Annotated in this window: 22 protein-coding genes; 6 read left to right on the forward strand and 16 right to left on the reverse strand. The window is 60.2% G+C overall.

Translation table 11 applies throughout. The features are described from left to right. Window positions 1-91: 91 nt before the first annotated feature. The 3 genes from I2F59_RS07755 to I2F59_RS07765 form a co-directional block, all read right to left on the reverse strand. A complete protein-coding gene (locus tag I2F59_RS07755; RefSeq protein ID WP_055286245.1) occupies window positions 92-598 on the reverse strand; it encodes a hypothetical protein in 507 nt (168 codons plus the stop codon). A gap of 153 nt (window positions 599-751) precedes the next feature. Further along, the gene (locus I2F59_RS07760) at window positions 752-1,969 is read right to left on the reverse strand and encodes a helix-turn-helix domain-containing protein (protein ID WP_195503781.1); all 1,218 of its coding nucleotides are present in this window, start codon (window positions 1,967-1,969) and stop codon (window positions 752-754) included. A gap of 266 nt (window positions 1,970-2,235) precedes the next feature. Beyond that, window positions 2,236-3,270, reverse strand: a complete 1,035-nt coding sequence (locus tag I2F59_RS07765) for a YeiH family protein (RefSeq protein ID WP_195503782.1) — start codon at window positions 3,268-3,270, stop codon at window positions 2,236-2,238. Between the two features lie 193 nt (window positions 3,271-3,463). On the opposite strand from I2F59_RS07765, the gene I2F59_RS07770 reads away from it, so the two are divergent. Beyond that, window positions 3,464-4,165: a GntR family transcriptional regulator gene (locus I2F59_RS07770; protein WP_229065402.1), complete on the forward strand. Its 702-nt coding sequence runs from the start codon at window positions 3,464-3,466 to the stop codon at window positions 4,163-4,165. Window positions 4,166-4,276: 111 nt separating this feature from the next. Here I2F59_RS07770 and glmS read toward each other — a convergent pair whose 3' ends face one another. Beyond that, window positions 4,277-6,124 (reverse strand): glutamine--fructose-6-phosphate transaminase (isomerizing), encoded by a 1,848-nt coding sequence (gene glmS, locus I2F59_RS07775; protein ID WP_195503784.1) that lies wholly within the window; start codon window positions 6,122-6,124, stop codon window positions 4,277-4,279. Between the two features lie 312 nt (window positions 6,125-6,436). On the opposite strand from glmS, the gene I2F59_RS07780 reads away from it, so the two are divergent. Further along, on the forward strand, window positions 6,437-7,549 hold the full coding sequence (locus I2F59_RS07780; protein WP_229065403.1) for a LacI family DNA-binding transcriptional regulator: 1,113 nt from the start codon (window positions 6,437-6,439) through the stop codon (window positions 7,547-7,549). Window positions 7,550-7,662: 113 nt separating this feature from the next. Here I2F59_RS07780 and I2F59_RS07785 read toward each other — a convergent pair whose 3' ends face one another. Further along, window positions 7,663-8,313 (reverse strand): HAD family hydrolase, encoded by a 651-nt coding sequence (locus I2F59_RS07785; protein ID WP_195503786.1) that lies wholly within the window; start codon window positions 8,311-8,313, stop codon window positions 7,663-7,665. A gap of 167 nt (window positions 8,314-8,480) precedes the next feature. Here I2F59_RS07785 and larE point away from each other — a divergent pair, with 167 nt between their 5' ends. Next, window positions 8,481-9,359: an ATP-dependent sacrificial sulfur transferase LarE gene (gene larE / locus I2F59_RS07790; RefSeq protein ID WP_195503787.1), complete on the forward strand. Its 879-nt coding sequence runs from the start codon at window positions 8,481-8,483 to the stop codon at window positions 9,357-9,359. A gap of 307 nt (window positions 9,360-9,666) precedes the next feature. Here larE and I2F59_RS07795 read toward each other — a convergent pair whose 3' ends face one another. The 6 genes from I2F59_RS07795 to I2F59_RS07820 form a co-directional block, all read right to left on the reverse strand. Then, window positions 9,667-10,119: a PTS sugar transporter subunit IIA gene (locus I2F59_RS07795; protein ID WP_195503788.1), complete on the reverse strand. Its 453-nt coding sequence runs from the start codon at window positions 10,117-10,119 to the stop codon at window positions 9,667-9,669. 11 nt (window positions 10,120-10,130) lie between these two features. After that, a complete protein-coding gene (locus I2F59_RS07800; protein WP_195503789.1) occupies window positions 10,131-11,069 on the reverse strand; it encodes a transketolase family protein in 939 nt (312 codons plus the stop codon). Then, window positions 11,069-11,899: a transketolase gene (locus tag I2F59_RS07805; protein WP_195503790.1), complete on the reverse strand. Its 831-nt coding sequence runs from the start codon at window positions 11,897-11,899 to the stop codon at window positions 11,069-11,071. The genes I2F59_RS07800 and I2F59_RS07805 overlap by 1 nt, the downstream gene beginning before the upstream one ends. A gap of 62 nt (window positions 11,900-11,961) precedes the next feature. Beyond that, window positions 11,962-12,645, reverse strand: a complete 684-nt coding sequence (gene fsa / locus I2F59_RS07810; RefSeq protein WP_117757862.1) for a fructose-6-phosphate aldolase — start codon at window positions 12,643-12,645, stop codon at window positions 11,962-11,964. Window positions 12,646-12,770: 125 nt separating this feature from the next. Beyond that, window positions 12,771-14,045, reverse strand: coding sequence for a class II D-tagatose-bisphosphate aldolase non-catalytic subunit (locus I2F59_RS07815; RefSeq protein WP_006235615.1), 1,275 nt, complete (start codon window positions 14,043-14,045; stop codon window positions 12,771-12,773). Between the two features lie 144 nt (window positions 14,046-14,189). Continuing rightward, the gene (locus I2F59_RS07820) at window positions 14,190-15,662 is read right to left on the reverse strand and encodes a PTS fructose transporter subunit IIC (RefSeq protein WP_195503791.1); all 1,473 of its coding nucleotides are present in this window, start codon (window positions 15,660-15,662) and stop codon (window positions 14,190-14,192) included. 411 nt (window positions 15,663-16,073) lie between these two features. Between I2F59_RS07820 and I2F59_RS07825 the strand changes: the two genes are divergently transcribed. Together I2F59_RS07825 and I2F59_RS07830 are read left to right on the forward strand one after the other, a co-directional pair. After that, window positions 16,074-17,084: a LacI family DNA-binding transcriptional regulator gene (locus I2F59_RS07825; RefSeq protein WP_195503792.1), complete on the forward strand. Its 1,011-nt coding sequence runs from the start codon at window positions 16,074-16,076 to the stop codon at window positions 17,082-17,084. 129 nt (window positions 17,085-17,213) lie between these two features. Next, window positions 17,214-18,197 carry a DNA/RNA non-specific endonuclease gene (locus tag I2F59_RS07830; RefSeq protein WP_195503793.1) on the forward strand — a complete coding sequence of 328 codons (984 nt, stop codon included), beginning with the start codon at window positions 17,214-17,216 and terminating at the stop codon, window positions 18,195-18,197. A 130-nt stretch (window positions 18,198-18,327) separates the two neighbouring features. Here I2F59_RS07830 and I2F59_RS07835 read toward each other — a convergent pair whose 3' ends face one another. The 4 genes from I2F59_RS07835 to I2F59_RS07850 all read right to left on the reverse strand — a co-directional run bounded on the left by I2F59_RS07835 (window position 18,328) and on the right by I2F59_RS07850 (window position 22,984). Continuing rightward, a complete protein-coding gene (locus I2F59_RS07835) occupies window positions 18,328-20,403 on the reverse strand; it encodes an elongation factor G (RefSeq protein WP_195503794.1) in 2,076 nt (691 codons plus the stop codon). Between the two features lie 310 nt (window positions 20,404-20,713). Further along, window positions 20,714-21,478 carry an amino acid ABC transporter ATP-binding protein gene (locus tag I2F59_RS07840; RefSeq protein WP_271755929.1) on the reverse strand — a complete coding sequence of 255 codons (765 nt, stop codon included), beginning with the start codon at window positions 21,476-21,478 and terminating at the stop codon, window positions 20,714-20,716. Beyond that, a complete protein-coding gene (locus I2F59_RS07845; RefSeq protein ID WP_195503795.1) occupies window positions 21,471-22,124 on the reverse strand; it encodes an amino acid ABC transporter permease in 654 nt (217 codons plus the stop codon). The genes I2F59_RS07840 and I2F59_RS07845 overlap by 8 nt, the downstream gene beginning before the upstream one ends. Then, on the reverse strand, window positions 22,124-22,984 hold the full coding sequence (locus I2F59_RS07850) for a transporter substrate-binding domain-containing protein (RefSeq protein WP_117877165.1): 861 nt from the start codon (window positions 22,982-22,984) through the stop codon (window positions 22,124-22,126). The genes I2F59_RS07845 and I2F59_RS07850 overlap by 1 nt, the downstream gene beginning before the upstream one ends. Window positions 22,985-23,328: 344 nt before the next feature. Between I2F59_RS07850 and rlmD the strand changes: the two genes are divergently transcribed. Further along, window positions 23,329-24,777, forward strand: a complete 1,449-nt coding sequence (gene rlmD / locus I2F59_RS07855) for a 23S rRNA (uracil(1939)-C(5))-methyltransferase RlmD (protein WP_195503796.1) — start codon at window positions 23,329-23,331, stop codon at window positions 24,775-24,777. 78 nt (window positions 24,778-24,855) lie between these two features. On the opposite strand, the gene I2F59_RS07860 is transcribed toward rlmD, so the two are convergent. Continuing rightward, window positions 24,856-25,677: a phosphatase gene (locus tag I2F59_RS07860; protein ID WP_022093941.1), complete on the reverse strand. Its 822-nt coding sequence runs from the start codon at window positions 25,675-25,677 to the stop codon at window positions 24,856-24,858. Window positions 25,678-25,685: the final 8 nt, after the last annotated feature.

The raw sequence follows: 25,685 nt of genomic DNA on the forward strand, positions 1-25,685 counted from the left end.
GCCTGACCCCATATCGTTGGGGCCAGGCCCGATTTTGCCTCTTGACAATGTCCTGCTCATATTAAAAGGAACGTCCCCTTCTGCCGGCAAGCTATGTTGATATTTGAGTTGTCGTCGCTTCGCTTGTCTGGGTCGTTTCGGCGTCGTCGCCTTGCTTGTCTTCGTCCTTTTGAGCATCGGCGATGGTGGTGGCCGCCGCGACGATGCCGCGCTGGGGCGCGACGCCTGTCTGGGTCTGAGCGCCCTCGATAACTTCTGTGCCTGCATGCGCGAGCTCGGGCGATTTAAACACTGCGTCCAAGTTGGCGCCACCGCCGGCGTAGCCAAGCGCAGCGAGTGCGATGACGATCACTGCAACGACGGCCACGATCGGAACATAACGATGCCAACCAGCCGGATTGAGTCCACTGCGGCGAGCCGCCCCGCGGCTGATGTAACCGAGCGTTCCGTCGTGCTTGAGCTTTGAGCCCACCACGCGTTTGCGGCCCCACAGCGAGGACTCTGCCTGCATTGCCAAGCGGGCGCTTGCCGAAGGATAGCCGTATTTAGTGCGCTTGAACGAGCCATCAAACCCCGAGGCGTGTTTACCCCACGTCACCGATGTTGTGCGTCGGTTGACCGGCGCGGCACTCCGCCTTCTGCGGCTCGGTTTTGAAGTCTCAGCCATATGCCCTCGCACGCCGTAACCAAATCGAAACAATAACGCTTTGGACTGTAGCACACGCGTCGCGCGCGGTCACGGGCGCCTCGCTCAACGGTCATCGTCCTTCAGCAAGCGCCACAGCGTTGTACGGCTTATGCCCAGCACCTCCGCCGCACGGGTTCGGTTACCGTGGAGATGGTCTACAACCAGATGCGCGATATCTCGCTCGGTATCGGCCAGCGGTCGCAGAATATACAGGTCGCTTTCGAGCGTCGGGGCGCCAAAGGTTGCGGTCTTAATCACGTCCTCTTGGGCGAGCACTTCCTCCACCACAGCGCGCTCCACCGTGCCCGCCCCCACCAATATATACAGTCGTTCCGAGACCTCGCGGAGCTGCAGATAATTGCGCGGCCAGCGGTAAGCATCGAGCGTCTTCGTCGCCGCGGTAGACAGCGTGGGCGTTGCCGTCCCAAATGCGTCAGCGAGATATTCCAAATAGCGCGCAACCTTCGTCGACGCGGCTCCCTGCTCGGCGATTGCCGGCGCCACGCTCACCGCACAGGCGAAGCGCTCGGTCACAAAGGCGGCTTGATCACTTTCGCTGCCGCCCGGCATGTCATTCGCCGTCAGCACCACATGGCAGCGCGTCGCCAACGCGGTGTCGGCCATCGTGGAAACGAGTTCGCGGAGGCGCTGGGGGCCAACCGCATTCCAGCCCTCAATGCAAAGGGTCAGCCCCGTTTGGAACAGCGGCGATTCGGAGCTTTTGAGCACATGGCGCCAACCGCGATCGGTGAGTTCATCGAGCACGATGGAAACAAAGGGCTGATCGGCAAAAGGGCCATCCAGATAGAGGCGCTTGGCGATCTCAACCTGACCCGCTCCCAGATCACCCTCGAGCATAAGGGGCACACCGCGCGCGTAGCTCTCGGCAACCGGTGCAGCCACCGCAGCGGCACCCTCAACGATGCCGTACGCACTCGATTCGTAGCGGGCCTCAACTTCGTCGGCGTTGAGCCACTCGATGCCCGCATGCGCCGCGGCGCCGCGCACCTCGCGGACCACGACGACCCAAAGGCCCCCGCCCTCTTTGTCGGTGGGGCGAACGGTCAGGCTCAGGCGCGTACCCGCACGCCCCATAACCAGACGCGCGCCGTCTCCTATACGGTCGAGACGCTCAGCGACAAAAGCCGCCACATCCCGCTCAAGCGCCGCGTCATTCATGGTCGAAATCGCGACGTCCCCACGCGCATCGATTGCCAATGCCGAGGCCCCGGCAGCAGCCAGGGCCTCGGTCAAGATGTTCAGCTTGGCATCGCTATCCATGATTTGCCCCTGTCCGCAGCGACGTGCAACCGCCGACAGTCGCACGACCAAGTGTTTCAAAATTGAACGATATTGCTCATCAAACACTATAGGGCAGAAAGCGCCGCCCTGCGAGTATAGGTGTTGCCCCGCATCGCCATCCTGGCGGGGCGATAAGAGCTCTTCGGGACTTATAAACCTGCGGACAAGCCATACCCGCAAGAGCTCCTGTCGCTCCACCGCAGGCTTGCGCTCACCGGCACGTAGCACGCAAACAAGCTACTTCTCTACCAGATTCCCAGTACGTGTTGCATTCCCAAACTCATGCACGTGATGCCAATCCAGCAGCAAAAGCCCAATGCGATGGGCTTGCCGCCCTTTTTGACCAGCTCGACGATATCGGTATTAAAACCAATAGCCGCCATGGCCATCACAATAAAGAACTTCGACAGCTCCTTGATGGGCGCCGTAAAGGACGCGGGAAGCTGAAACACCGTAGTGATCACGCTCGCCAGCACAAAGAACAGCACAAACATGGGAAACGCGCGTTTGAGGGAGAACGTGCTTTTGGCGTCGCCGCCGGCCTTGCGCGCCAGATGCATCTGCCAGCAAGCAAGCGCCAGCGTGATGGGAATGATGGCCAGCGTCCTGGTGAGCTTGACCACCGTGGCGCTCTCGAGCACATTGGCGCCGGGATGCATGCTGTCCCAGGCGCTCGCCGCAGCCGTTACGGACGAGGTGTCGTTGATGGCGGTGCCGGCAAACAGGCCAAAGCCCTCGTTGGTCAGCCCGAGCATGCCGCCGAGCGTCGGAAACACGAGCGCCGCGATAACGTTAAACAGGAAGATGACCGAAATGGCCTGGGCAATCTCGCGATCGTCGGCATCGATGACGGGTGCGGTCGCGGCGATGGCAGAACCGCCGCAAATCGACGAACCCACACCCACAAGCGTCGCGATCTTACCCGGTACGTTCATGACGCGGCAGAGCACAAAGGCGATGACAAGCGAGGTCGAGATCGTCGCCACGATAATCGGCAGCGACTGGGCGCCCTTGGACAGAATCTGGGAGAGGTTCATGCCAAAGCCAAGCAGGATAACCGCGTACTGCAAGACTTTTTTGGACGTATAGGTAACGCCGGCGGCGAGCTGTTCGCGACGATTCTTGGGAAAGACGAGCGCCAGGACCATGCCAAAGAGGATGGCGAATACCGGACCGCCGACCACCTCAACCTGTTTGCCGAGCAACGTCGCGGGAATGGCGATGATCAGGCAGAACAAGACGCCTTTCCAGCGCTCGCGTACGATATTTGCCAGTTGCATATGGGATTCCTTCTTTCTATTTCACGTTTGCGACGGCTTATGATACGGCAACATTGAGCACAGCCTTGCGCAAACACAGACTAAGATGCCGCGATAGTTCTCAGGCAACAGCCGAATTACCCACCGCGGAGAGCTGATTCGCGGCATAATTAACAACTGACATATGAGTTTGATAGAACAGTTGCGAGGCGCTATGGAAGAATCGATGCACGTCGGCGAGCAGGAAGCGAGCCTACAGGACCAGTCCTACCACACCATTCGACGCAAAATCGTCTACCTGGACTACAAGCCGGGCGAAAAGCTGGGCGTCAAGCAACTTTGCGACGACCTGGATATGGGGCGCACGCCCGTGCGCGAGGCTTTGGTTCGCTTGGCGCAGGAAGGCCTGGTGCGCACCGTGCCCCAGAGCGGCACCTACGTCTCGCCCATCAACCTCACCCTTGCCGAGAGTGCCTGTTACATCCGCGAGCATCTGGAAAAGCAGGTGATCGTGGAGTGCTGTGCGCGCGCCACGTCGGCCGGCATCGAGCAGCTCGACCGCGCCATCGTGCTGCAGGAAAAGGCCATGGCCGAAGAGGATCGCATCGGCTTCTTTTTGAGCGACAACCTCATGCATCACATGATTTTTAGCATCGCATGTCGCAGCACCGTGTGGTCGTGGCTCGAAGAGACCAATGCCGACCTGGAGCGCTTCCGCTGGCTGCGCGCCGCCACACAGGTTCTCGACAATCAGGACATCGTGAACGAGCACAAGCAGATTCGCCGCGCTATCGCCGGTCGCGACCCCATCGAAGCGAGCTTTTTGGTCAGCAAGCACCTGCACATGATGTTCCGCAACCAAACCGAAGTTCTGGACCAGTTCCCCGAGTACTTCGAGACCAGCAAGCTCCGCTAACCTACCAAAAAGGGACAGGTTCATTTTGGCAGGTTTTATCTGGTCAAATGCAACAAGGCCCGGCTCCGCTGCAACGGAGCCGGGCCTTGGTCGCTAGGACGGCGGAACCAACTATTCCACGGTCACGCTCTTGGCGAGGTTTCGGGGCTGGTCGACGTCGCAGCCGCGCAGGATGGCGACCTCGCGGGCGAGCAGCTGCAGCGGGACACTCGCCGTGATGGGGCTGAACACGTCGCGGACCGCCGGCACGCGGATGATGCAGTCGGCGATCTTGTTGATCTCCTCGTCGCCCTCGGTGGCAACGACGATGACCTTGGCACCGCGCGCCTTGCACTCCATAAGGTTCGACACGGTCTTGTCGTAGGTGGCACTCTTGGTGGCCACAGCGATGACAGGGAAGCCCGGGTCGATCAGGGCAATGGGGCCGTGCTTCATCTCGCCGGCGGCGTAGGCCTCGGCGTGCAGGTAGCTGACCTCCTTGAGCTTGAGCGCACCCTCGTAGGAAATAGCGGCACCCATGCCGCGGCCCACGAACAGCGCCGACTGCGCATCCTTGCACAGCAGGGCAGCCTCATGCACGGCATCGGTCTGCGTGTCCAAAATCCACTGGATCTGCTCGGCAGTATCGGAAAGCTCGCGGAACAGCATGCGCGCCTGTTTGGTGGTCAGGCGGTACTTGACCTGCGCCAGCAGCAGGGCCAGCAGCGTCAGGCTCACAACCTGGCCGATGAAGCTCTTGGTCGAGGCGACCGCGATCTCCTTGTTGGCCTTGGTGTAGATGACGCCGTCGCTCTCACGCGCCACGGGGCTGCCCACCACGTTGGTGATGCCGAAGACCTTGGCGCCCTTGATGCGCGCGTCGCGGATGGCGGCAAGGGTATCGGCCGTCTCGCCCGACTGGGACACGGCAACGACAAGCGTCGTCGGCGTAATGATGGGGTTGCGATAACGGAACTCGCTGGCCGCCTCCACCTCGGTGGGGATGCGAGCCCAGCCCTCAATGAGATTCTTGGCAATGAGGCCAGCGTGATAGCTGGTGCCGCAAGCGATCACATAGACGCGGTCGATGTCGTTGAGCTCCTCGAGCGAAAGGCCCAGCTCGTCGATGTCGAGCTCGCCGGCCGGCGTCATACGACCAACCAGCGTGTCGCGCACGACGCGCGGCTGCTCGTGAATCTCCTTGAGCATAAAGTCGGGATAACCGCCCTTTTCTGCCATGTCCAGGTCCCAGTCGATGTGGGTGACCTTGGGCTCGATAACGTTGCCGGCCTCGTCGGTGTACTCGACGCCTGCGGGCGTGAGCTTAGCAAACTGACCGTCCTCGAGCACCACGACATCGCGGGTGGCGTCGATGAGCGCGATGACATCGGAAGCAACATAGGAGCCGGTTTCGCCCGCGCCGACTACGATCGGGGAATCCTTGCGGGCCACGGCGATCACGCCGGGCTCGTCAGCGCACACGGCGGCCAGACCATAGGCACCGACCACGTGGGTGCACGCCTCGCGCACGGAGGCCATCAGGTCGTGCACCTCGGCATAAGCCTCTTCGATCAGATGCGCGAAGACCTCGGTATCGGTCTCGCTCTTAAAGTGGTGGCCGCGACCCTCCAGCTCTTCGCGCAGCTCGGCGAAGTTTTCGATGATGCCGTTGTGGACGATGGCGATACGACCGTCGCAGCTGGTGTGGGGGTGAGCGTTAACGACGGAGGGCTTGCCGTGGGTAGCCCAACGGGTGTGGCCGATACCGCAGGTAGCGTCGCTGTCGATGTTGGAAAGCTCGCTCTCCAAGCCCGCGACCTTGCCCACGCGGCGGATGACGTCGAGGTGCGCCGCGGCGCCCTCGCCCACCTCGAGCGCGACGCCCGAGGAGTCATAGCCGCGATACTCCATACGCTTGAGGCCCGTGACCAGGATGTTCTTTGCAATATCAGAGCCGGTGTAGCCGACGATTCCGCACATAAGATAAATCCCTTCGTTCGCGTGACTGCAAGACGTCCACGCACAAGGGGCGCTGAGACGTATAACGTTCGAGTATTGTACTCACGCAAACGCAAGCTGATATACCAGAAGTGGTATCTCAACTTAGATACCACTCGATGCACACACGTCCAGCCGGTCCAAACCACCACAAAGGTGCCTGCCCCCTTCGTGGTGGTCGCGCTGGCAATAGCGTTTGCCCAGATAAAACCTGCCAAAATAAGCCTGTCCCTTTTTGGAAGGTTTGGGATGCTACAATCTGGCTTGTACTTGAAACGCATCAAAGGGGCCGCTATGGCAAAGGTAAAAATCAGCGACGTCGCACGCGAGGCCGGGGTTTCGTTGGGCACGGTTTCCAACGCGCTCAACCACCCCGAAAAGCTGCGCCCCGAGACCCTCAAGCTCATCAACGAGACCATCAATCGCCTTGGCTACCTGCCCAACCAAAGCGCCCGTCAGCTCGCGGGCGGCGCCACCAAGTCCTTTGGCCTGGTGCTCCCCCGTCTCGATCACGGCTTTTCGCTCCAAATCGCCAGCGGCGCCCACAACGAGGCCCGCAAGCACGGCTACGACTTGCTCATCGCCAACGCCGATAACGACGATATTCTCGAGGACCATTACCTGCGCTACTTTATGGGCACCCAGATGTCCGGCGTCATGGTTCAGCCCATGGCATCCCCCGACTGGCACCCCGCCATGACCAAGATGCCCGTCCCGATCGTCCATCTGGACATCCATTGCTCCGAGCCCGGCTACTACGTAGCGGCCGACAACGAGGCCCAGGGTCGCATCATTGCCGAACTCGCCATCGCCCGCGGCGCGCACCATATTGTCGTCGTCGGCCGAGCAGCATTTATGCAACTCACCCTGCGCGTCCTTGGCATTCATAAGGCGCTCGCCCTGCACCCCGACATCAAGATCGAAGTCATCGACGCCGGCGAATGGAATACCGCCGCCGACGGCTACGGCATCGGTGCCCAAATCGCCGAGCGCCCCGCGGACGAACGCCCCGACTTCGTGGTCGGTCTAACCGACGTGCTGGCCTCGGGCGTCGTTTCGGCACTGGTCGACAAGGGCATCTCTGTCCCTGGGCAAGTACGCGTAGCAGGCTGCGACGGCAACCCACTCGCCTGGAGCGGGTCGGTCCCGCTCACTACGGTAGCGCCCCCGGGCTACGAGATTGGCCGCAAGGGCGTTCAATTGCTCATGGAGCAAATCGAGAACAAGGCCCCGGCAAAGACCAAGCATATCCACATCGGCTCTGCCGCGCGCACCGTCACCGCGGTCACGGCCATCGAGGACATCAACCGCCAAGAACTCGTGCGGCCGTTCCTGCTGGAACGCGCCAGCACCCAGGCAAGCACCCAGACCGACGCTACGGCCATCAACCTCGGCGCGTATCTATAGCACGCCCGCAAGTATGCTAAGTCGCCGCTTAAGCTAAAGGGGCCCGACCATTGCCGGGCCCCTTTTGCTTAAGCGCAAACGTGGGCAATTGCTCGTTTCAACACCGCAATTGTCTAGTGCACGGCCTTGACTGCCGCCGCCAGGTCGAACAACGTATCGAGCACGGCCTCGCAGCCATCCACCACGTCCTGCGGTAGCGGCACGATATCGGGGACGGCAAAGACATGGCAGCCGGCCGTAATGCCCGAGACGCAACCATTGCGCGAATCCTCGACCACGGCGCACTCCTCGGGAGCAAAGCCCGCGCGCTCGCAGGCAAGCAGATACATCTCGGGGTCGGGCTTGCCGTGCACGACGTCCTCGCCGCAGGTCACCGTTTCAAACTTGTCAAAGAGGCCGACCATCTTAAGGTTGCGCTCGGCCGTAACGAGGCGCGACGACGTCGCTAGGCCCACGTGATAGCCCGCAGCCAGCAGCTCGTCTATGCACTCGGCGGCGCCGGCCTTAAGCTCCAGATCGGTCTTGACCATCTCGTCGCGAATCTCCTTGTGGCGACGATAGATCGCCTCGGTGGTTTCGTGGCTGCCATAATGCTTATCAAGGATGTCCATAACATCGGGCAGCGTGCGGCCGATAAACTGATGGATCAGCGCATCATCAATCGCGAGCCCCAGCTCAGCGGCGCCTGCCTTCCAGGCCTTAATCCCCAAACGCTCGGTGTCGACCAGCGTTCCGTCCATGTCAAAAATAACAGCCTTGATCATATCGGCCCCCTCACCGGATTGTGTTACTGCCACTCTACCGCACTTTACAAACTTGTATATAACGTATATAGCATATTGCACTTTCGTTACATAGATAGAAGTATTATGACAAGCAGCCCGGTAGGATTATAGTTTTCGACCGAGTACATATTGGTAAGGAACGTTTCATGCTTTCAGACACCACCGCACCTGCAGAGGAGCTTCAGGACAAGCTGTCGGCGCTCGAACAGCTGCTTTTGGCATACGGACGCGTCGCTATCGGTTTTTCCGGTGGTGTCGACAGCAGCTTTTTGGCCGCGGCCTGCGCCCGCATCATGCCTGCCGACACGCTTCTCGTTCACCTCACCACGCCGCTCATCAGCACGCCCGAGCAAGCTTCGTTTGAGCGGTCCGTTGACGGGCAGGCCGACGAGGGTCCGCATTTTAAGCTACCCGTACTCAATCTTTCGGTGGATCAGCTGCAGCTCCCCCAGGTAGCCTGCAACGATGCCAATCGCTGCTACCACTGCAAGCGCGCCGGCTTTACCGCCATCGTCAACCACGCCAAGTCGCTCGGCTTTTCCACCGTCATCGATGGCAGCAATGCGAGCGATCGCGGTGACTACCGCCCCGGCATGCGCGCGGCAAAAGAGCTCGGCGTACGCTCCCCTCTCATGGAGGTCGGCTTTACCAAGGACGAAGAGCGCGAGCTGCTGCGCGCATGGGGCTATCCCGTTTGGAACCTGCCGGCGGGAGCCTGTCTTGCCACACGCGTCCCCACGGGCGAGGAGCTTACGCGCGAGAAGGTCGATTTAATCCGCGCCTGCGAGGATTACCTGCACGATCTTGACCTGGCGCAGGTTCGTGCGCGCTTGGTCGGCGGCTGCATGCATATCGAGGCCGCCCCCGCAGACGTCGCCAAGATCGCCGCCCTCGGCGGTGCTACCGTCGATGCCGAGGGCAAAACCCCGTTGCCCGCCGCCATCGAGTCCGCGCTGCGCGAGCTGGGCTGCGGCCATATCTCCCCCGAGGTCACCCCCTACATCCACGGCAACATGAACCTGTAGGTTACGCCGTTTTACAAACGGCGCAACTGCTTGGCGCTGCGCGGGCTCCGGGCACGGCAATCTGACGTTCAACTTCACGGGCGCGACCAAAAGGTCAGCGCCCGCCTGTTTCACGTCACCTTACCGCACCCGGAGCCCGCTCGCTCGCATATGCTCAACCTGGACTGTGTTAACTGACCCGCCAAAAAGGGACAGGTTTATTTTGGCAGGTTTTATCTGGGGAAACGCAAACAGGACCGCGACACCTATATGGCGTCGCGGCCCTTTTCCTTGGAGAAGGATCGATTGATTGAACGGGATGACCGCTCTAGTCTTCGAGTCCGCTATTGATGAGCTCCGCAATCTCAACGGGATCGGTGCTCGCGCGCACCTTGTCACGGAAGCCGGCGTCCATCAGCATCACGGCAGCCTTGGAGAGCAGACGCAGGTGCGTGGTTCCAGCCTCGCCGGCGGGCACGTACAGCGCGAGCGCAACATCGACGGGCACCCCATCGAAGCTCGGCCATTCAACGGGCTCGGCCAGTTTAAGCACGGCAACGCCCGGCGTGTGAATCGCATCGCTTTTGGCATGCGGAACGGCAAACCCGGCGACAAGGCCGGTCTCGGCCTCGTTCTCGCGAGCAATAAAGGCAGCCTCTACGGCAGATGCGTCATCGGCAAAGCCGAGCTCGATGGCCTGCTCGGACAAATAATGCAGGGCGTCCTCGCGCGAGGCGGCGGTATACCCGATCGTCACTTGGTTGGCAGATACAAATCCCATGGAAACCTTCCTTACAACACGGACCTGACCGCAGCTTCGATGCCGTCGGCGTCCAAACCGTACTTGTGCAGCAAATCGACCGCAGGGCCGGACTCGCCGTACACATCGCGCACGCCGACGCGACGCATCGGCACCGGATGCTGCTCCGCGAGCACCGAGGCCACGGCCTCGCCAAGACCACCGATAATCGAATGTTCCTCGGCAGTGACCACGCGACCGGTCTTCTTGGCGCCGGCAACCACCAGGCGCTCATCAAGTGGCTTGATCGTGTGCATGTTGATGACCTCGGCATCGATACCATCGGCAGCGAGCGCCTCGGCAGCCTCAAGCGCCTCGGCGACCATAAGGCCACAAGCGATGATGGTCACATCGGACCCCTCGCGCACGACCACGCCGCGACCAATCTTGAACTCATAGTCCTCGCGGTCGTTGATGACCGGTGTTGCCAGGCGGCCGAAGCGCATGTAGACCGGCCCCTCAAACTCATAGGCGGCGCGCACGCAAGCGCGAGCCTCGATGTCATCGGCGGGAACGATCACCGTCATACCCGGGATCGTGCGCATGAGCGCGATGTCCTCGCAGCACTGATGCGTGGCGCCGTCTTCACCGACCGAGATACCCGCATGCGTGGCGCCGATTTTGACGTTGAGGTGCGGATAGCCGATGGAATTACGCACTTGCTCGTACGCGCGGCCGGCGGCGAACATGGCAAAGGTGCTCGCAAAGGCGACGTGACCCGTGGTCGCAATGCCGGCGGCAAGCCCCATCAAGTTGCTCTCGGCAATGCCGGCATCGTAGAAGCGCTCAGGATGCGCAGCCTTAAACTTACCGGTCTGCGTGGCGGCGGCCAGGTCGGCATCGAGAACCACAAAGTCATCGTGCTCATTGCCCAGCTCGACAAGTGCCTCGCCATAGCTAACGCGCGTGGCGACTTTCTTGACGTCTGCCATTAGAGCTCCTCCCCTGCTGCTGCGAGCTCGGCCATGGCCTGCTCAAACTGTTCATCGTTGGGTGCCTTGCCGTGCCAGCCCACCTGGTTTTCCATAAAGGAGACGCCCTTGCCCTTCACCGTCTCGGCGATAATGGCCACGGGCGAGTCGCTCACCTTGCGAGCCTCGGCAAAGGCGGCGGCAATCTGCGCCATGTCGTTACCGTCGGCAAGCTCGATCACATGCCACTTAAAGGCGCGGAACTTGTCGGCCAGCGGCATAGCCGAGTTAACTTCGTCGATACTGCCGTCAATTTGCAGGCCATTGTGATCGACGATAGCGACGAGGTTATCCAAGTCGTGGTTGCCGGCGAACATGGCCGCCTCCCACACCTGCCCCTCCTCGCACTCGCCGTCGCCCAACAGCGTGTAGACGCGATAGCTGTCACCCCAGTGCTTTGCGGCGAGCGCCATTCCAACCGCGGCGGAGATACCCTGACCGAGCGAGCCGGTGGACATGTCGATGCCCGGCGTGTCATTCATATTGGGATGGCCCTGCAGGCGGCTGCCGACATGACGGAGCGTCTCGAGCTCCTCCTTGGGAAAGAACCCGCGTTCGGCGAGCACGGCATAGAGTGCCGGAGCGCAATGTCCCTTGGAGAGCACAAAGCGATCGCGCTCGGCGCGGCTCGGATTAGCCGGGTCGACATCCATTTCCTCAAAGTAGAGGTAGGTCATAATGTCGGCGGCGCCGAGCGATCCGCCCGGATGCCCCGACTTGGCAGCGTGGACACCCGTGACAATACCGCGGCGAACCTCATTGGCAATCTTGGCCAGTTCCTGATCGGTCATGGAGTTTCCTCTCTTGAGCACGCCGGCCCGGCATAACAAATGCTAGGCCGGCGGAACCATCGTTACTGTGCCTCGACGACCTTTTTCCAGTCAGCCTCGAACGAGGCAAGACCCTGGTCGGTCAGCGGGTGATGCAGGCATTTCTTAAGAGCAGCCATGGGGACGGTCGCAATATCGGCACCGAGCAGCGCCGCCTGGGTCACGTGATTGGGCGTGCGGACGGATGCGGTGATGATCTCGACGGTGTCGTCGACGTTCTTACCGGTCCAGTCATAGTTCTTGATGCAGGTCACAACGTTGTCGAGCTGCGAAATACCGTCCTCGGCGATGTCGTCGAAGCGCCCCACAAACGGGCTGATGTAGCGAGCGCCGGCGTTGGCGGCCATCAAGGCCTGGGTCGGCGAGAAAACAAGCGTCATGTTGACGCGCACGCCTGCGTCGGCCAGGGCGCGGCAGGCGGCAAGGCCGGCCTCGCACACGGGAAGCTTAACCACGATGTTGGGAGCGAGGGCGGCAAGACGTTTGCCCTCCTCGATCATGCCCTCGGCGGTAGTCGCGGTGGACTCGGCGGACACGGGCAGTCCCTCGCAAAGCTCGGCGATCTTGAGCATGTGGGGCTCAAAGTCGGCCAGTTTGCCGCCGGTCTTGGCGTACAGGGACGGGTTGGTGGTGACGCCGGCAAGGCAGCCCCAGCTCTTGGCCTCGGCGATCTCGTCAAGGTTGGCGGTATCGATAAAGAACTTCATGGTGCAAACTCCTTCGAAGGAATCCAAAACTCAAAAAATAGGACAAAGGGGATATCCCTTTGTCCTATGTGCCGGGCCTGCGGCTGGGACATGCCCCAGGCCCGGCGTCGTGTAGGAAAAGCTACTTAGTCCTCGAGAGCCTTCTCGATACGGCTCGTGACGCCCTTGAGGTTAAGACCGACGACGTACTGCTTGATCGGGCGCTTGATGTGCTCGATCACAAAGCGCTTGCCGTCGATGTCCTGGGCAGCGAGGTTGCGATAGAGTTTCTCGACCTGCTCCTTGACCTCGGGATCGTTAAAGGCGTAGTGGCCGGAGACATCCAGAATCTTCAGGCTGAGCTCGTCGTCGGCCAAAATGTCGTCAACCTGCAGGTTGACGTCGTCGCCGGTCATCCACTTGCGCCAGCGCTCGGTCTTGATGGCCTTGACCAGCAGCGTGTGATACAGGTCGGAGGGATCGTCGCACAGGCCGTTGTCGACCAGGATCTGCTCGGTAGCGCAGAGCTTGAGGTAAGCGCGGGTCTCCTCGGTTCCGTACTGAGGGGCGACATTGGAGGCCGTCACGTGAGCCGGGATGTGCTCGAGCAGCGTTGCGTCATCCAGGTAGTCGGCGTTGTGCTCCTTCAGGCCCACGCCGTAACGCTTAGCCATGTCGGCGAGCTCGCGGGCATTCTTAAAGTTGTAATGACCGACCTGCTCGGTCCAACGGGTGAGCGTACCGGTCTGGCCGACGATAAAGGTGGGCATGGGGCAGCCGCGCTTCTCGAGCTCGGGCTGCAGCTGAGAAATGAACTCCTCGTACTTATCGGTAGAGGTCAAGCCACCATTGGTCTCCTCGGTACCGACCTCATAGGCAACCTCGGGCAGGTTATGCTCGCGACGGTACTGCTCAAGGTAGTCGATAAGATCGATCGTGCGGCGAAGCACCACGTCGAGCGGAATAACCTTGCCGATCTGATAGGGGTCCTTGGTGGGGTCGACCATCAGCAGGTCAAAGCCTGCCTCCATGTCGGCGACGAAGGACTTGCGGGCGAGCTCCATGGCCTCGTCCTCGGGCAGGTGGGCGTTACGCTCCTCGTCGCGCTGCCACGGACCGCCGTGATCGCGGCACAGGTAGTACGGACCGGTGTAACCCACCTCGTCGGCAACCTTCTTGATGTCGGCGGCAAAGCGCGTCTGGTCCCAACCGTTGACGTAGCCGGCACCCATCTCGTCCATATCGACCTGGTTGCGGCTGGCGATAAACATGGGCGGGAAATCCTCGTCCTTGGCAAGCTCGAACACGGCCTGAATCAGGTTGGGGCTCATGGGGCCAATGCCGACCATGGTTGCGTGATCGCCGCTATCCTGCAGCTTGAGCATGCCCTGAACGGCCTGACGGATGGTGAGGTTGGACATTTTGTTCTCCTTCTCCAGAGGATTTTTGACAAAAGTTCCCTGGGACCCAGATGTGGGCCCTATCAGTACGGATGGATTTTGTTGTGTAGGGGCGGTTGTGCGGAGTCAAATCCATCCCTCCGCACAACCGGAGTCCTTAAAGGTTTACTTGGCCTGCTTATCGAGCGTGGGCTTCATGGCAATCAGGATTGCAGCGGCGACCACGGAGCCAATCACGATGTCCAGGCAGAACAGCGCGACGTTGTTGGTGGCAAGGGCGACGATAAAGCCACCGTGCGGGACGTAGCAGTCGATACCCTGGAAGGCGGCAAGCGCCGCACCCACGGCAGAGCCGATGCAAATGCCGGGGAGGGTGTGGCCGAGGTCCTTGACCGCGAAGGGGATAGCGCCCTCGGTAATACCGATGCAGCCCATGAACAGCGCGGAGATGCCCATCTGACGGTCGGCGTCATCGAACTTGTTCTTGGCGATGAGCGCAGCGAGGCCACAGGCGATCGGGGGAACGGCGACGGCGACGCGGAACATACCGTTAGGGCCGTAGATACCGGAGGCCATGATGGCCATGGTGAAGGTCGAGGCGGTCTTGTTGATGGGGCCGCCCATATCGAAGGCGGTCATAACGCCAATGACCAGACCCAGGACGACGGCGGAACCGCCCTGCAGGCTACCGAGCACGCTGGTGAGCCAATCCATCACAAAGCCAAGCGGCGTGGCCAGGATGTAGATATAGGCCATGCCCAAGACGAGCGAGGTCAGAATCGGGATGATCAGGATGGGCATGATGGTCTGGATGGTGTTGTTGACCTTCCAGGTCTTCATCCAGCGGACAAAGTAACCGCAGATGACGGCCATGATCATGGCGCCCAAGAAGCCGGTCGAAACACTGTTGCCGTTAGGGGTAACGACTGCGTTGTTGACCAGGTAGCCCAGGACAAAACCGGGGGCGAGCGCGGGCTTGCCGGCCATCGAGTAGGAGATGTATGCCGCAAGCACCGGGATCATCATGGAGATGCCGGCCATGCCGATGGTGTTAAGGCTCACCATCAGCGGGTTCGTAACCTCCATGCCGTTGGCGCCGGCGGTACCGGATGCCAGCGAGAAGGCGAGAAACACGCCACCGATAACGACGATGGGGATAAAATAGGAAACGCCGGTATTGAATGCATTGAGCAGCGTCTTACCAGGATCGGCAAAGATAGACTGCTTGGACGCCGGTGTCGGGGCCTGCGGGGCAGCGGAGACGGCCTTCTTCTCTGCCTTGGCCTCGGCCTTGGGCGCGTCAACGGCGCCACCCGTCGCCTTGATGATCTCAACGGCCTGATCGATGATCTTCACCGGATCGGCGATTACATCCGAGGTGCCGACCTTCAGGAACTTGCCCTCGGCCATCTTCTGCTCAAAACGGTCCTCGTTCTCGACACCCACGTCGACGGACTCGAGCACCAGGTCGGCGGAATCCACGTCCTCCTGCGTCAGCTCGTTCTCGATACCCAGACCACCCTGAGCCTCGACTTTGCACTCGATGCCACGGGCGGCACATTCATCCTGAATCGCCTTCTGAGCCATATACGTGTGGGCGATACCCACGGTACAGGCGGCAACGCCTACGATCTTCATTGCTTCCCTCTTTTCATAGAGTTGCGTGCGCAAGACACCGTTTGCGGAGGCCTCCGGAGCATCCCCTGCCATTTGGACTTGCTGTCTTTTCGACAAGACCAATATAGGTGCTCGTTTTTCTTAATGCCAGCTTATTTCGGTAAACGCGCAGGTCAGGGCATTAGTTATGCGATTTAGTTATGCGTTTAACCAAAAATGAATCCTGCGTTTTTGATCTCTTTTTTAAAAGTCAAGAAGTATTTGGATTTCTCGGTAGACGGCAGGCCTGCATAACCGCTACGAATTTCGGACCCCACGGATACGGTATTGTTGCATACTCATAAAGGGGCGAAAGGACAGGCAGAATCGTGTGCCCGCAACCCGAACGTGAACCACCGCGCCAAATAACGCAATTTGTCGGAAGGAGTCGCTGTGACCAAACAGCGCGTTACGATCGCAGACGTCGCCCGCGAGGCGGGAACTTCAACAGCCAGCGTCTCGTATTACCTCAACGACAAACGAGACAAGCTCAGCGACAAGACGCAGGCAAAGATCGCACGCGTTATAAAGGAGCTGGGGTACGTCCCCAACGCTCAAGCGCAAACGCTCACCGGCAAACAGACCCACGTCATCGCCATCATCATTTTGGATAACACCAACAAATGGGCGGGCCTCGTCCTCAACGGCATGGAGCAGGTCATGCTCCCCGCGGGCTACCAGACGGTCGTTTGCACGAGCAATTTTAACCCCGAGACCGAGCTCATGTATGTCGACAAAATGCTCTCGTTGGGCGTCGATGGCTTTATCATCCAACCCACGGCAAATTTCAAAGCCGTCCACGACCGCATTAGGCGCGCCGGCAAGCCCGTCGTCTTTTTTGACGCGGCCATCTATAGCCCGGGCACGAGCTGGATCAAGACCAACCTCTACGACGGCGTGTACAACGCCACGCAGGCACTCCTCGACGCCGGTTACGAAGATTTCTTTTCCATTGCCGCCAACATGACCGAAATGCGCACCCGCATGGAGCGTTTTCAGGGGTATGCCGAGGCACTGGCAGCGAACGGACAGCTCTACAAAGCGATTCCCATCGACCACAACAAGCCGTCGGTCAGTGAGCTTACCGAGTACTTTAAATACAAGCTCAATCCCGCCAAGCGAACCCTCATCTTCGTGCAAAATCAGTGGGCACTTCCCCGTGTCTACAAGGCCCTCCAGCCCATGGCCCATCTACTTCCGCAGCAAATCGGTCTTTTGGGACTCAACTGCGAAGACTGGACCAACCTCACCACGCCGACCGTCTCCACGATCATCGAGCCCGTCGATCAGGAGGGCAGGGAGGCGGCCGAGATGCTCCTCGCGCTACTCGATGGCAGCAGCACGCCCGGTGAGCAGCGTATTCTCGAATGCAAACTCAATTGGCTCGGCTCCACCTCGATCTAGCCATACGTCAAATATGAGGCAAATGAATCCGTAGCGTTTGTCCCAAATCTTAAGTATTTGTTCGACAGAACGGCCCCTGCCGGCTCCTGCTAGACTGGTAGATTCCCAACCGTCCATCCAGGAGCCTCCATGTCGCGCAAGTCCGCCTACAAGCAAGTACTTTCCATCGGCACCGCCGTGGTGCTGTGGTTTGCGCTGTTTACGGGGTCGCTCGACGGAGCGCCCAAGCTGTTGTCGCCGCAAAGCGATGAGCAGGCAGCGGCTCTGGCCGAAAAACAAAGCGAGAGTCCCAGCCGCACTGACGACGAGGCGGACCTGGTTGCCCGACTCGAATCGGGAACAGCGAGCTCCTCGGACTCTCATAATAGCCAAGACGCTGGCGATGGCTCTGAATCCGCCGCAACCGGCACCGGTGACGACACTTCCACAGACAGCGCCGCCACCCCCATCGACGAGGTCGAAAACCCCGATCTCGACCGCGCCCGCGGCGTATACCTCAGCAGCATTCCCGACTACGCGGGTAACCCCTATGTTGCCCTGCGCGCCGACAGCACGCACCCGCTCGGCACGCCGTCATTCACACTCGATGAATACGAACGCGCTACAGAAGAGGGTTGCTTTAAGAAGTTCTCCAAGCTCGACAGCCTGGGCCGCACCCGCAAAGCGCTCGCCTGCGTGGGCCCCGAATCACTCGGTCAAGGCGAGCGCGGCGATATCTCGCGCATCCATCCCGCCGGATGGCGCCAGCAGCGCTACGACTTTATTCCGGGCCAGAGCCTCTACAACCGCTGCCACCTTATCGCCTGGTCCCTCTGCGGCGAAAACGCCAACCGCAAAAATCTCCTCACCGGCACGCGCTATCTCAACGAGACAGGCATGCTACCGTTTGAAGAGCAGATCCTCGACTATATTCGCGATACGGGCAACCATGTGCTCTACCGAGTCACGCCCATGTATAACGAAGAGGAGCTTGTCTGCCGCGGCGTGCGCCTTGAGGCACAATCGGTCGAGGACCACGGCAAGACCCTCTGCTTCCACGTGTACTGCTACAACCTGCAGCCGCACGTGCAGATCGACTACGCCACCGGCCGCAACCAGGCATCCGGAGACTAGTGCCGACCGCACCGCCCGCAACCCAAAAAATGATCCGTTTTCCTCCCTCCCCTAGGGATCAAAAAGAGCCGCCCTGGATTGCCCAGAGCGGCCCTTGCATCGGCATGTATATTGCAGGCAAAGCCACACGCTACTTGGCGCGGCCCTCCTCATAGCGCTCGACCAGCTTGGCCTGAACGTCATAAGGCACCTGCTCATAGCCTGCGGGCTTCATGGTAAAGTCACCCGTGCCGCGCGTGATAGAGCGCAGGCGCGTCGAGTAATCCGTCAACTCAGCCAGCGGCGCCTGGGCGATAACCACGGTATCGCCGCGCTCATCGGTCTCCATACCCGTCACGCGACCGCGCGAGGCCGAGATGTCGCCCATCACGGCGCCGGCGTAGTTCTCGGGGATAGTCACCGTGATTTCCTCGATGGGCTCCAGCACCACCGGGTCGGCATCGGCGCATGCCTTGCGCAGGCCGATGCGAGCCGCTGCGCGAAACGCCATCTCGTTGGAGTCGACGCTGTGATACGAGCCGTCGTACACAGCCACGCGAATGCCCGTGAGCGGATAGCCGGCAATAATACCGTCCTTCATGGTCTCCTGGACGCCCTTGTCCACGGCAGGGATGAGCGAGCGTGGAATGCGGCCACCCACGACCTCGTCAACAAACTCATAGCCGTCGCTCGTACCGTCGGGCCCAATGAGCGGCTCAACGCGCAGCCAGCAGTCGCCATACTGACCGGCACCGCCAGTCTGCTTCTTGTGGCGGCCCTGGGCACTCGCCGTGCGGCGGATGGTCTCGCGATACGGAATGCGAATCGGCACGCTCTTGGCCACGACCTTGGTGCGATCCTCCAAACGGTTGAGCAGCACCGAAACCTGCGCCTCACCCACGGCGGAGATGATAGTCTGCCCGGTCTCCTCGTCGCGGTCGATGCTCATGGTCGGATCGGCCTTGCATGCCTTCTCGATAAACGTGTAGAGCTTCTCTTCGTCGCCGCGATTCTCGGCCTCAATGGCAATGCGGTACTGAGAGTTGGGGAACTTGAACGCCGCGGCCTCTACCTTACCGGTAATCGAGAGCGTGTCGCCCGTCTCGGCGGCCAGCTTGGGCGCCACGATGATATCGCCGGCATAAGCGTGCCCGACCTCGGTCATGTCGCGGCCGCACATCACATACAGGTGAGCCAGACGATCGCTCTTGCGGGTACGCGCATTGATCAGCTCAAGGCCCGGCTCAAGCGTGCCCGTCAGCACCTTGATAAAGCTGATGCGGCCCTGCTGCGGATCGGCCAGCGTCTTAAACACAAACGCCACCGGACGGTCATCGTCACTCGAAATCTTGAGCGAATCACCGTCGATGAGCGGCATCTCGCCGTAGTCCGTCGGCGCCGGAAAGTACGTGGCGATGTCGTCCATCAGCGAGTTGACGCCCTGCTCCTTGATGCAATCGCCCGCAAAGACCGGCACAAAGATGCGCTCGGCGATCGCCTTCGACAGCAGGCCTTCAAGCTCCTCCTGCGTCAGCGTCTCCTCGCCTTCCAAGTACTTCATCATCAGTTCGTCGTCAGCCTCGGCCACCAGCTCGCACAGATGGTCATGGGCCTCCTCGGCCTGGGCACGATACTCCTCGGGAATCTCCGACTCAACGGCTTCGGCGCCGTTGCAATGGCGCGCCTTCATGCGCACCAGGTCGATGATGCCATCAAAGTCCTCGCCCTCGCCCCAGGGAAGGGTCACGGCGCCCAGTCGCGTGCCAAAGCGCTCCTGCAGCAGGTCCATCGTGGTCGCAAAGCTGGCCTCGGAGCGCGACAGGCGGTTTACGAACACCGCACGCGCCAAGCGCAGGTCCTCGGCGGCATACCAGAGCTTAACCGTCGTAGGCTGCGGACCGGCCTCGGCGTCGACCACAAACAGAGCCGTCTCGCAGACGCTCATCGCGGCAAAGGCGTCGCCGATAAAATCGGGGTAACACGGGGCATCGAGCACATTGATGCGCGCGCCCTTCCAGTCGATCGGTGCAATGGTCGTCGAGATGGAAAATGCACGCTTGACCTCTTCGGGGTCATAGTCGAGCGTAGGCTTGGTGCCGTCGTGGCCGCCCAGGCGGGCGGTCTTGCCGGAAAGGTGGAGCATGGCTTCGGCGAGTGAAGTCTTGCCCACCCCGCCTTGGCCTACGAGCACCACGTTCCTTACGTTACCGGTCTTGGGAGCACCCATGATGACCTCCTTGCAGGGCCGCGCGCAATGCGCGACGCCAACGGGGAGAGTTCGCGGTCGGTGCCATCCCGGGAGCAGCATGGTCGGCAGCCGAGCCGACTCACCCTCCAAATGTCCTATGCCACCACCCTACCCTCACGGGCGACCGTCCATGCACACCTTTCGGCACACGTATGAATACAGGCGGCGAGAGGAAGAGACAAGCTTGTGGGGCGATTATTGAACCCCGTCGATGCAAACAAAAAGCCGCCACAGACCGTAAGACCTGCGGCGGCTTCGCCTCAATTAATAGTTGAGTAAATACCTGAGCCTACCCCTCGATACGGCTCAAGAACTCACGGGTACGCTGCTCGCGCGGATGGTCGATGATCTGCTCGGCAGGACCCTCCTCGACAATACGACCGCCGTCCATAAATACCACGCGGTCGGCAACATCGCGCGCAAACTGCATTGCGTGGGTCACGATCACCATCGTCATATTCTGCGCGGCAAGGTCTTTAATGACACGCAGCACCTCGGCCGTCAGCTCGGGATCGAGCGCCGAGGTCGGCTCGTCAAAGAATAAGATTTCCGGATCGAGCGCTAGGGCGCGGGCAATACTCACGCGCTGCTGCTGACCGCCCGAAAGCTCACACGGCACCTTGTTCTCGTTGCCCGTCAGCCCCATTTGCGCAATCAGCTCGTGAGCGCGGGCTTCCGCCTGCTCGCGCGGACGCTTAAGCACGCGAATCGGCGCATCGATGATGTTTTTCATCACGGTATAGTGCGGGAACAGGTTGTAATTTTGGAACACCAGGCCGAATCGCGAGCGCGCCCGCTTGGGCACATCGCCCTTCGCATAGACCGCGCCCGAACCCGCATCCGTCGCAACGGCAAGGTCACCAAACGAGAGCGAGCCTCCGTCGAGTGTCTCGAGCAGCGTGGCACACCGCAGCAGTGTGGACTTGCCGCCACCCGAAGGCCCGATAATCGCCACGACCTCGCCACGCTTCACCTCGAGCGAGATATCCTTGAGCACCTCATTGCCGCCAAACGCCTTACGCGCGTTCGATATATTCATTACCGAATTAATCATGGTAGTAATCCAATTTTTTCTCGGCGGCGCCCAGCAGCATCTCGACCACAAAGTTAAAGACCCAGTAGATCAACGCCGCGATCGCAAACGGCACCATGCTCACCTGCGAGGCGACCAGCGCCTTGGCCGTCGAGAACATCTCACCCACGCCAATGGCAAACGCCAGCGACGTGTCCTTGACCAGCGTGATGATCTCGTTGCCCATCGCAGGCAGAATACGCTTGGCGACCTGCGGCATCACGATATACAGAAACGTCTGCATGCGCGAGTAGCCCAGCACCTCGGCAGCCTCGTATTGACCGCGCGGAATGGACTGCAGGCCCGAGCGATAGATCTCGGCAAAGTAACCGGCGTAGTTGATGATGAACGCCACGACACACGCCGTCCACTTGGAATCGGGCGTGAGCGAAATGCCAAACACGTAATACGGGGCAAAGTAGATGGCAAACATCTGCAGCATGAGCGGCGTACCGCGCATGATCGAAATGTAGATGCGCGCAATCCAGCGAAGCGGCACGATTTTGCTCATGCGCATAAACGTCACGGGGATTCCCAGCGGAATCGACCCCAACAGCGTCAGCACAAACAACTGCAAACTGACCAAGAAACCCTGGCCAAGCATCTGCATCATGACCTGAATAGACATTACTTGAGCACCCAATTATCGAAAGACAAACCATAGCTTGAATATTTGTCGCACAGGTCCTTAACCGTGCCGTCCTCGTAGAGCGCCTTGAGCGACTCGGTCACGGCGTCGGCGGACTTGGTGTCGCCCTTCTTAAAACCGACGGCGTAGTGCTCGCTGGACAGCGGCTTGTCGAGCTGCGTATAGGCATCGGGCTTGGCGGCAAGCTGATACTGAGCAATCGAAAGGTCGCAGGCCACGGCATCGACTGCGCCGCTCTCGAGCTGCATAAAGGCCGTGTTGTACTCGCCGATGGTGTCGAGCGTGGCAAACGTCGCCGCCAGATCCTTCTGGTCGCCCTCGAGCACGTCCTGCGCAGCGGAATCGGTCTGGGTAATCACAGTCTTGCCGGCAAGATCGTCCCAGCTCTTGATGCCCGCGTCCTTCTTGACCACCAGCACTTGCTCGTTGAGCATGTACGGCTCGGAGAATGTGTAGTCGTCCTCACGGCCCTCCATGGTAAAGCCGTTCCAGATGCAGTTGATGGCGCCCGAGTTAAGCAGCGTATCCTTGGCGTCCCAGTCGATGGCCTCGTATTTGACCTCCCAGCCCTGCTTATCGGCAACAGCCTTGGCCAGATCGAGATCAAAGCCGGTGTACTCGCCATCGTCGCCCACAAAGCCGTACGGAGGATAGGACTTATCAAAGCCCACCACGAGCTTCTTGGACTCCGCAGCGCCCTTCACGTCCTTGGCTGCAGCAGAACCGGCAGCGGAACCCTTACCGGCACCGCCGCCGCAGCCGACAAGACCAAGGCCGAGCACCGTGGCGAGCGAGCCGGCTAGACCAACAAACTGACGACGAGACATATCGGTGTTCATGGTATTCCCCCTTGATGGCACTTTAGTTAAGTAAAGTGAGTCATGTAACGTTCAGAATCATACACTTTAGCGTGATAGAGCACAAGGCGAGTTTGCCCGCCGCGTGAGGGGTGTGGGGGTTAAGTTTCCTGCTCTACAGTCCTGCTCACGACGGAGGCCACATTAAGTGGCCTCCTGTTCGTGCGGAACTCGCGATAAACTTAATTACGCGCCGCTCCCCGCCCACGCCGGGCAAACATCGTTGGACTTATCACTGACATGAAATGGGCGCTTACATATCGTCCGCTAGCTTGGCACGGTACAATGCTTTCAGATTTCAATTTGTATATTAGTGGAGTTAATTCATGGCAGAATCTCGTGCGGAGCGTAAGGCTCGTCGTGCTTTGATCGAGGCGGCTGAGGGGTCGAAGGAGGAGAAATCTTCTACGAAATCCAAGTCTTCTAAAGCTGCAAAAAGCAAATCGACCAAGAGCAGGGCTAAGACCAAGCGTTCTGACTCTCGTCGAGGCGGGGATAAGACGCCTCAGACTCGCTCCAAGGGCTCGCACAAGGATTCGGTTTCGTCTGCGCGTAAAGCTGTGGATCCCAAGTCCCCCTGTTCCATCATGAAAGCTTGCGGTGGGTGCACGGCGCTCAATCGTCCTTATAAAAAGCAGTTGGCAGCTAAGCAGGCTGCTATGGAGGAGCTTTTTGCTGCGCTTTGCGAGCGTGAGGGTATTAGCGTCGGCCCCATTCGCGGCATGGGCGTCACCCTGGGCGACCCGGGCAAGTATCCTGCGCCGCGTGGTTTTCGTCATAAGGCTGCCACTCCGTTTGCTCCCGGTAAGGAGGGTGCTGTCCGTTGCGGTTTCTTTGAGCGCGGCACGCACAAGATCGTTGCCGTACCCGAGTGTCCTGTCGAGGCGTCGGGCGCTCGTCAGATTCTCAACGGCATCGCACGCGAAGCTGAGCGGTTGCATATTCCCGCCTTTAACGAGGACAAGCATCTGGGCTTGCTCCGCTATGCCGTCGTCCGCTGCGGTTGGCGTACCGACCAGGTCATGGTCACGCTCGTGACCGCTCAGCGCGACTTGCCGCATGCGCAGGAATTCTTTGAGGCCGTCGCGGCGCTCGATCCGCATATCGTCACCGTTGCCCAAAATATCAATGGCCGTCCCGGTAACGCCATCTTGGGTGAGGAGACTCGTATCGTCTATGGCGCCGAGTGCATGCGCGACCAGCTACTCGGCTGTGAGTTCGATATATCCCCCACCGCGTTCTACCAGACCAACCCGCAGCAGACCGAGCTGCTCTACCAGCTCGCTATCGACGGCATGGATCTGCACCAGGGCGATGTGCTTATGGATGCCTACTGCGGCAGCGGCACCATCGGCCTTTGCGCAGCTAAAGATGCCCAGAACAAGGGTATCGGCATCATGCTGCTCGGTGTGGAGCGCAACCCGGCGGGCATTGCCGACGCACGCCGCAATGCCGAGCTCAACGGTCTTACCCGCAGCGCTTGGTTTATGACCGACGACGCCACCGATTACATCCTGGACGCCGCCGATAACAACGAGCGCGTCGATGTTCTCTCCATCGACCCGCCGCGCGCTGGCTCTACATCCGAGTTCCTCGAAGCTGCCTGCGCACTTAAGCCGCGCCGCATCACCTATATCAGCTGCAACCCCGTGACCCAAGAGCGCGACCTGCACCAGCTCCTCGACGGAGGCTATCGCCTGCTCAAGATCACGCCCGTCGACATGTTCCCTCACACCGACCACACCGAAACCGTAGCGGTCCTCGAACGCCGCTAACCAACCTCAGTAGATTTTTGGGACAAGAAAGGGGGCGACCCGCCTGGGCCGCCCCCTTCGCTTGGTTTATAAACTCCGCTACATCCCATTGCGCAGATCGCACACGCCGGCTGCCGCCATCTCGCACAGCAGCGTCTCGCGGTCGCGCGTCACGATCAAATCCAGTGGGAAGTGAATCTCGTCGAGCATCTTGCGCGCGTGATCGAGCTTGCCAATGGCCATGCCAATGTGGGCATCGGTCGACACGCCAATGCCCACGCCCAGCTCGGCGCAGCGCTCGGCGATCTTGCGGCATACGGCCCAATGCTCAGTGTCGACACCGTGTTCAAGACTATGGTTGTTGATCTCGATAATCTTGTGCTTGGCCTTAGCTGCCAACAGCACCTCGTCGATATCGAACGGCACGCCCGAACGCCCCGTGTGACCCAGCATGAACACCTTGGGGTGCTCCAGGGCATTGATATACATCTCGGTCGTCTGGGCCAGCGTCGCGCCCTCAGCAATCTGCGGATTATGCACGCTCGCAACCAAATAATCCAAATTACGCGTAACCAAATCGAACAGCGAATGCTGACGGCTGTACGAATCGCCGGCAATATCGAGCGTGACAGGAGTGTCCTCGCCAAACAGGCTTCCGTCCAGCGAAACGATATCGGCCTCGGCACCACGCAGCACCAGCACGCCGCTCCAAATGCGCGGCCAGATATCCTGGTTGATAAAGAACTGGTAACTGCGCAGGTCATTGGGGCAAGCCGTAACCATAGAGCTCAAATGGTCGGCAGATCCGAGCACCTGCAGGCCACGCTCTGCCGCCCAGTACACATTCTCCTCAATGGTCGAATATGCATGCGCAGAGAACATCGTATGGGTATGAATGTCACAAGAAAGCAGGTAGGGCATCAGGTCTC

The organism is Collinsella aerofaciens (assembly GCF_015556945.1).
Classification (GTDB): Bacteria; Actinomycetota; Coriobacteriia; order Coriobacteriales; family Coriobacteriaceae; genus Collinsella; species Collinsella aerofaciens_AO.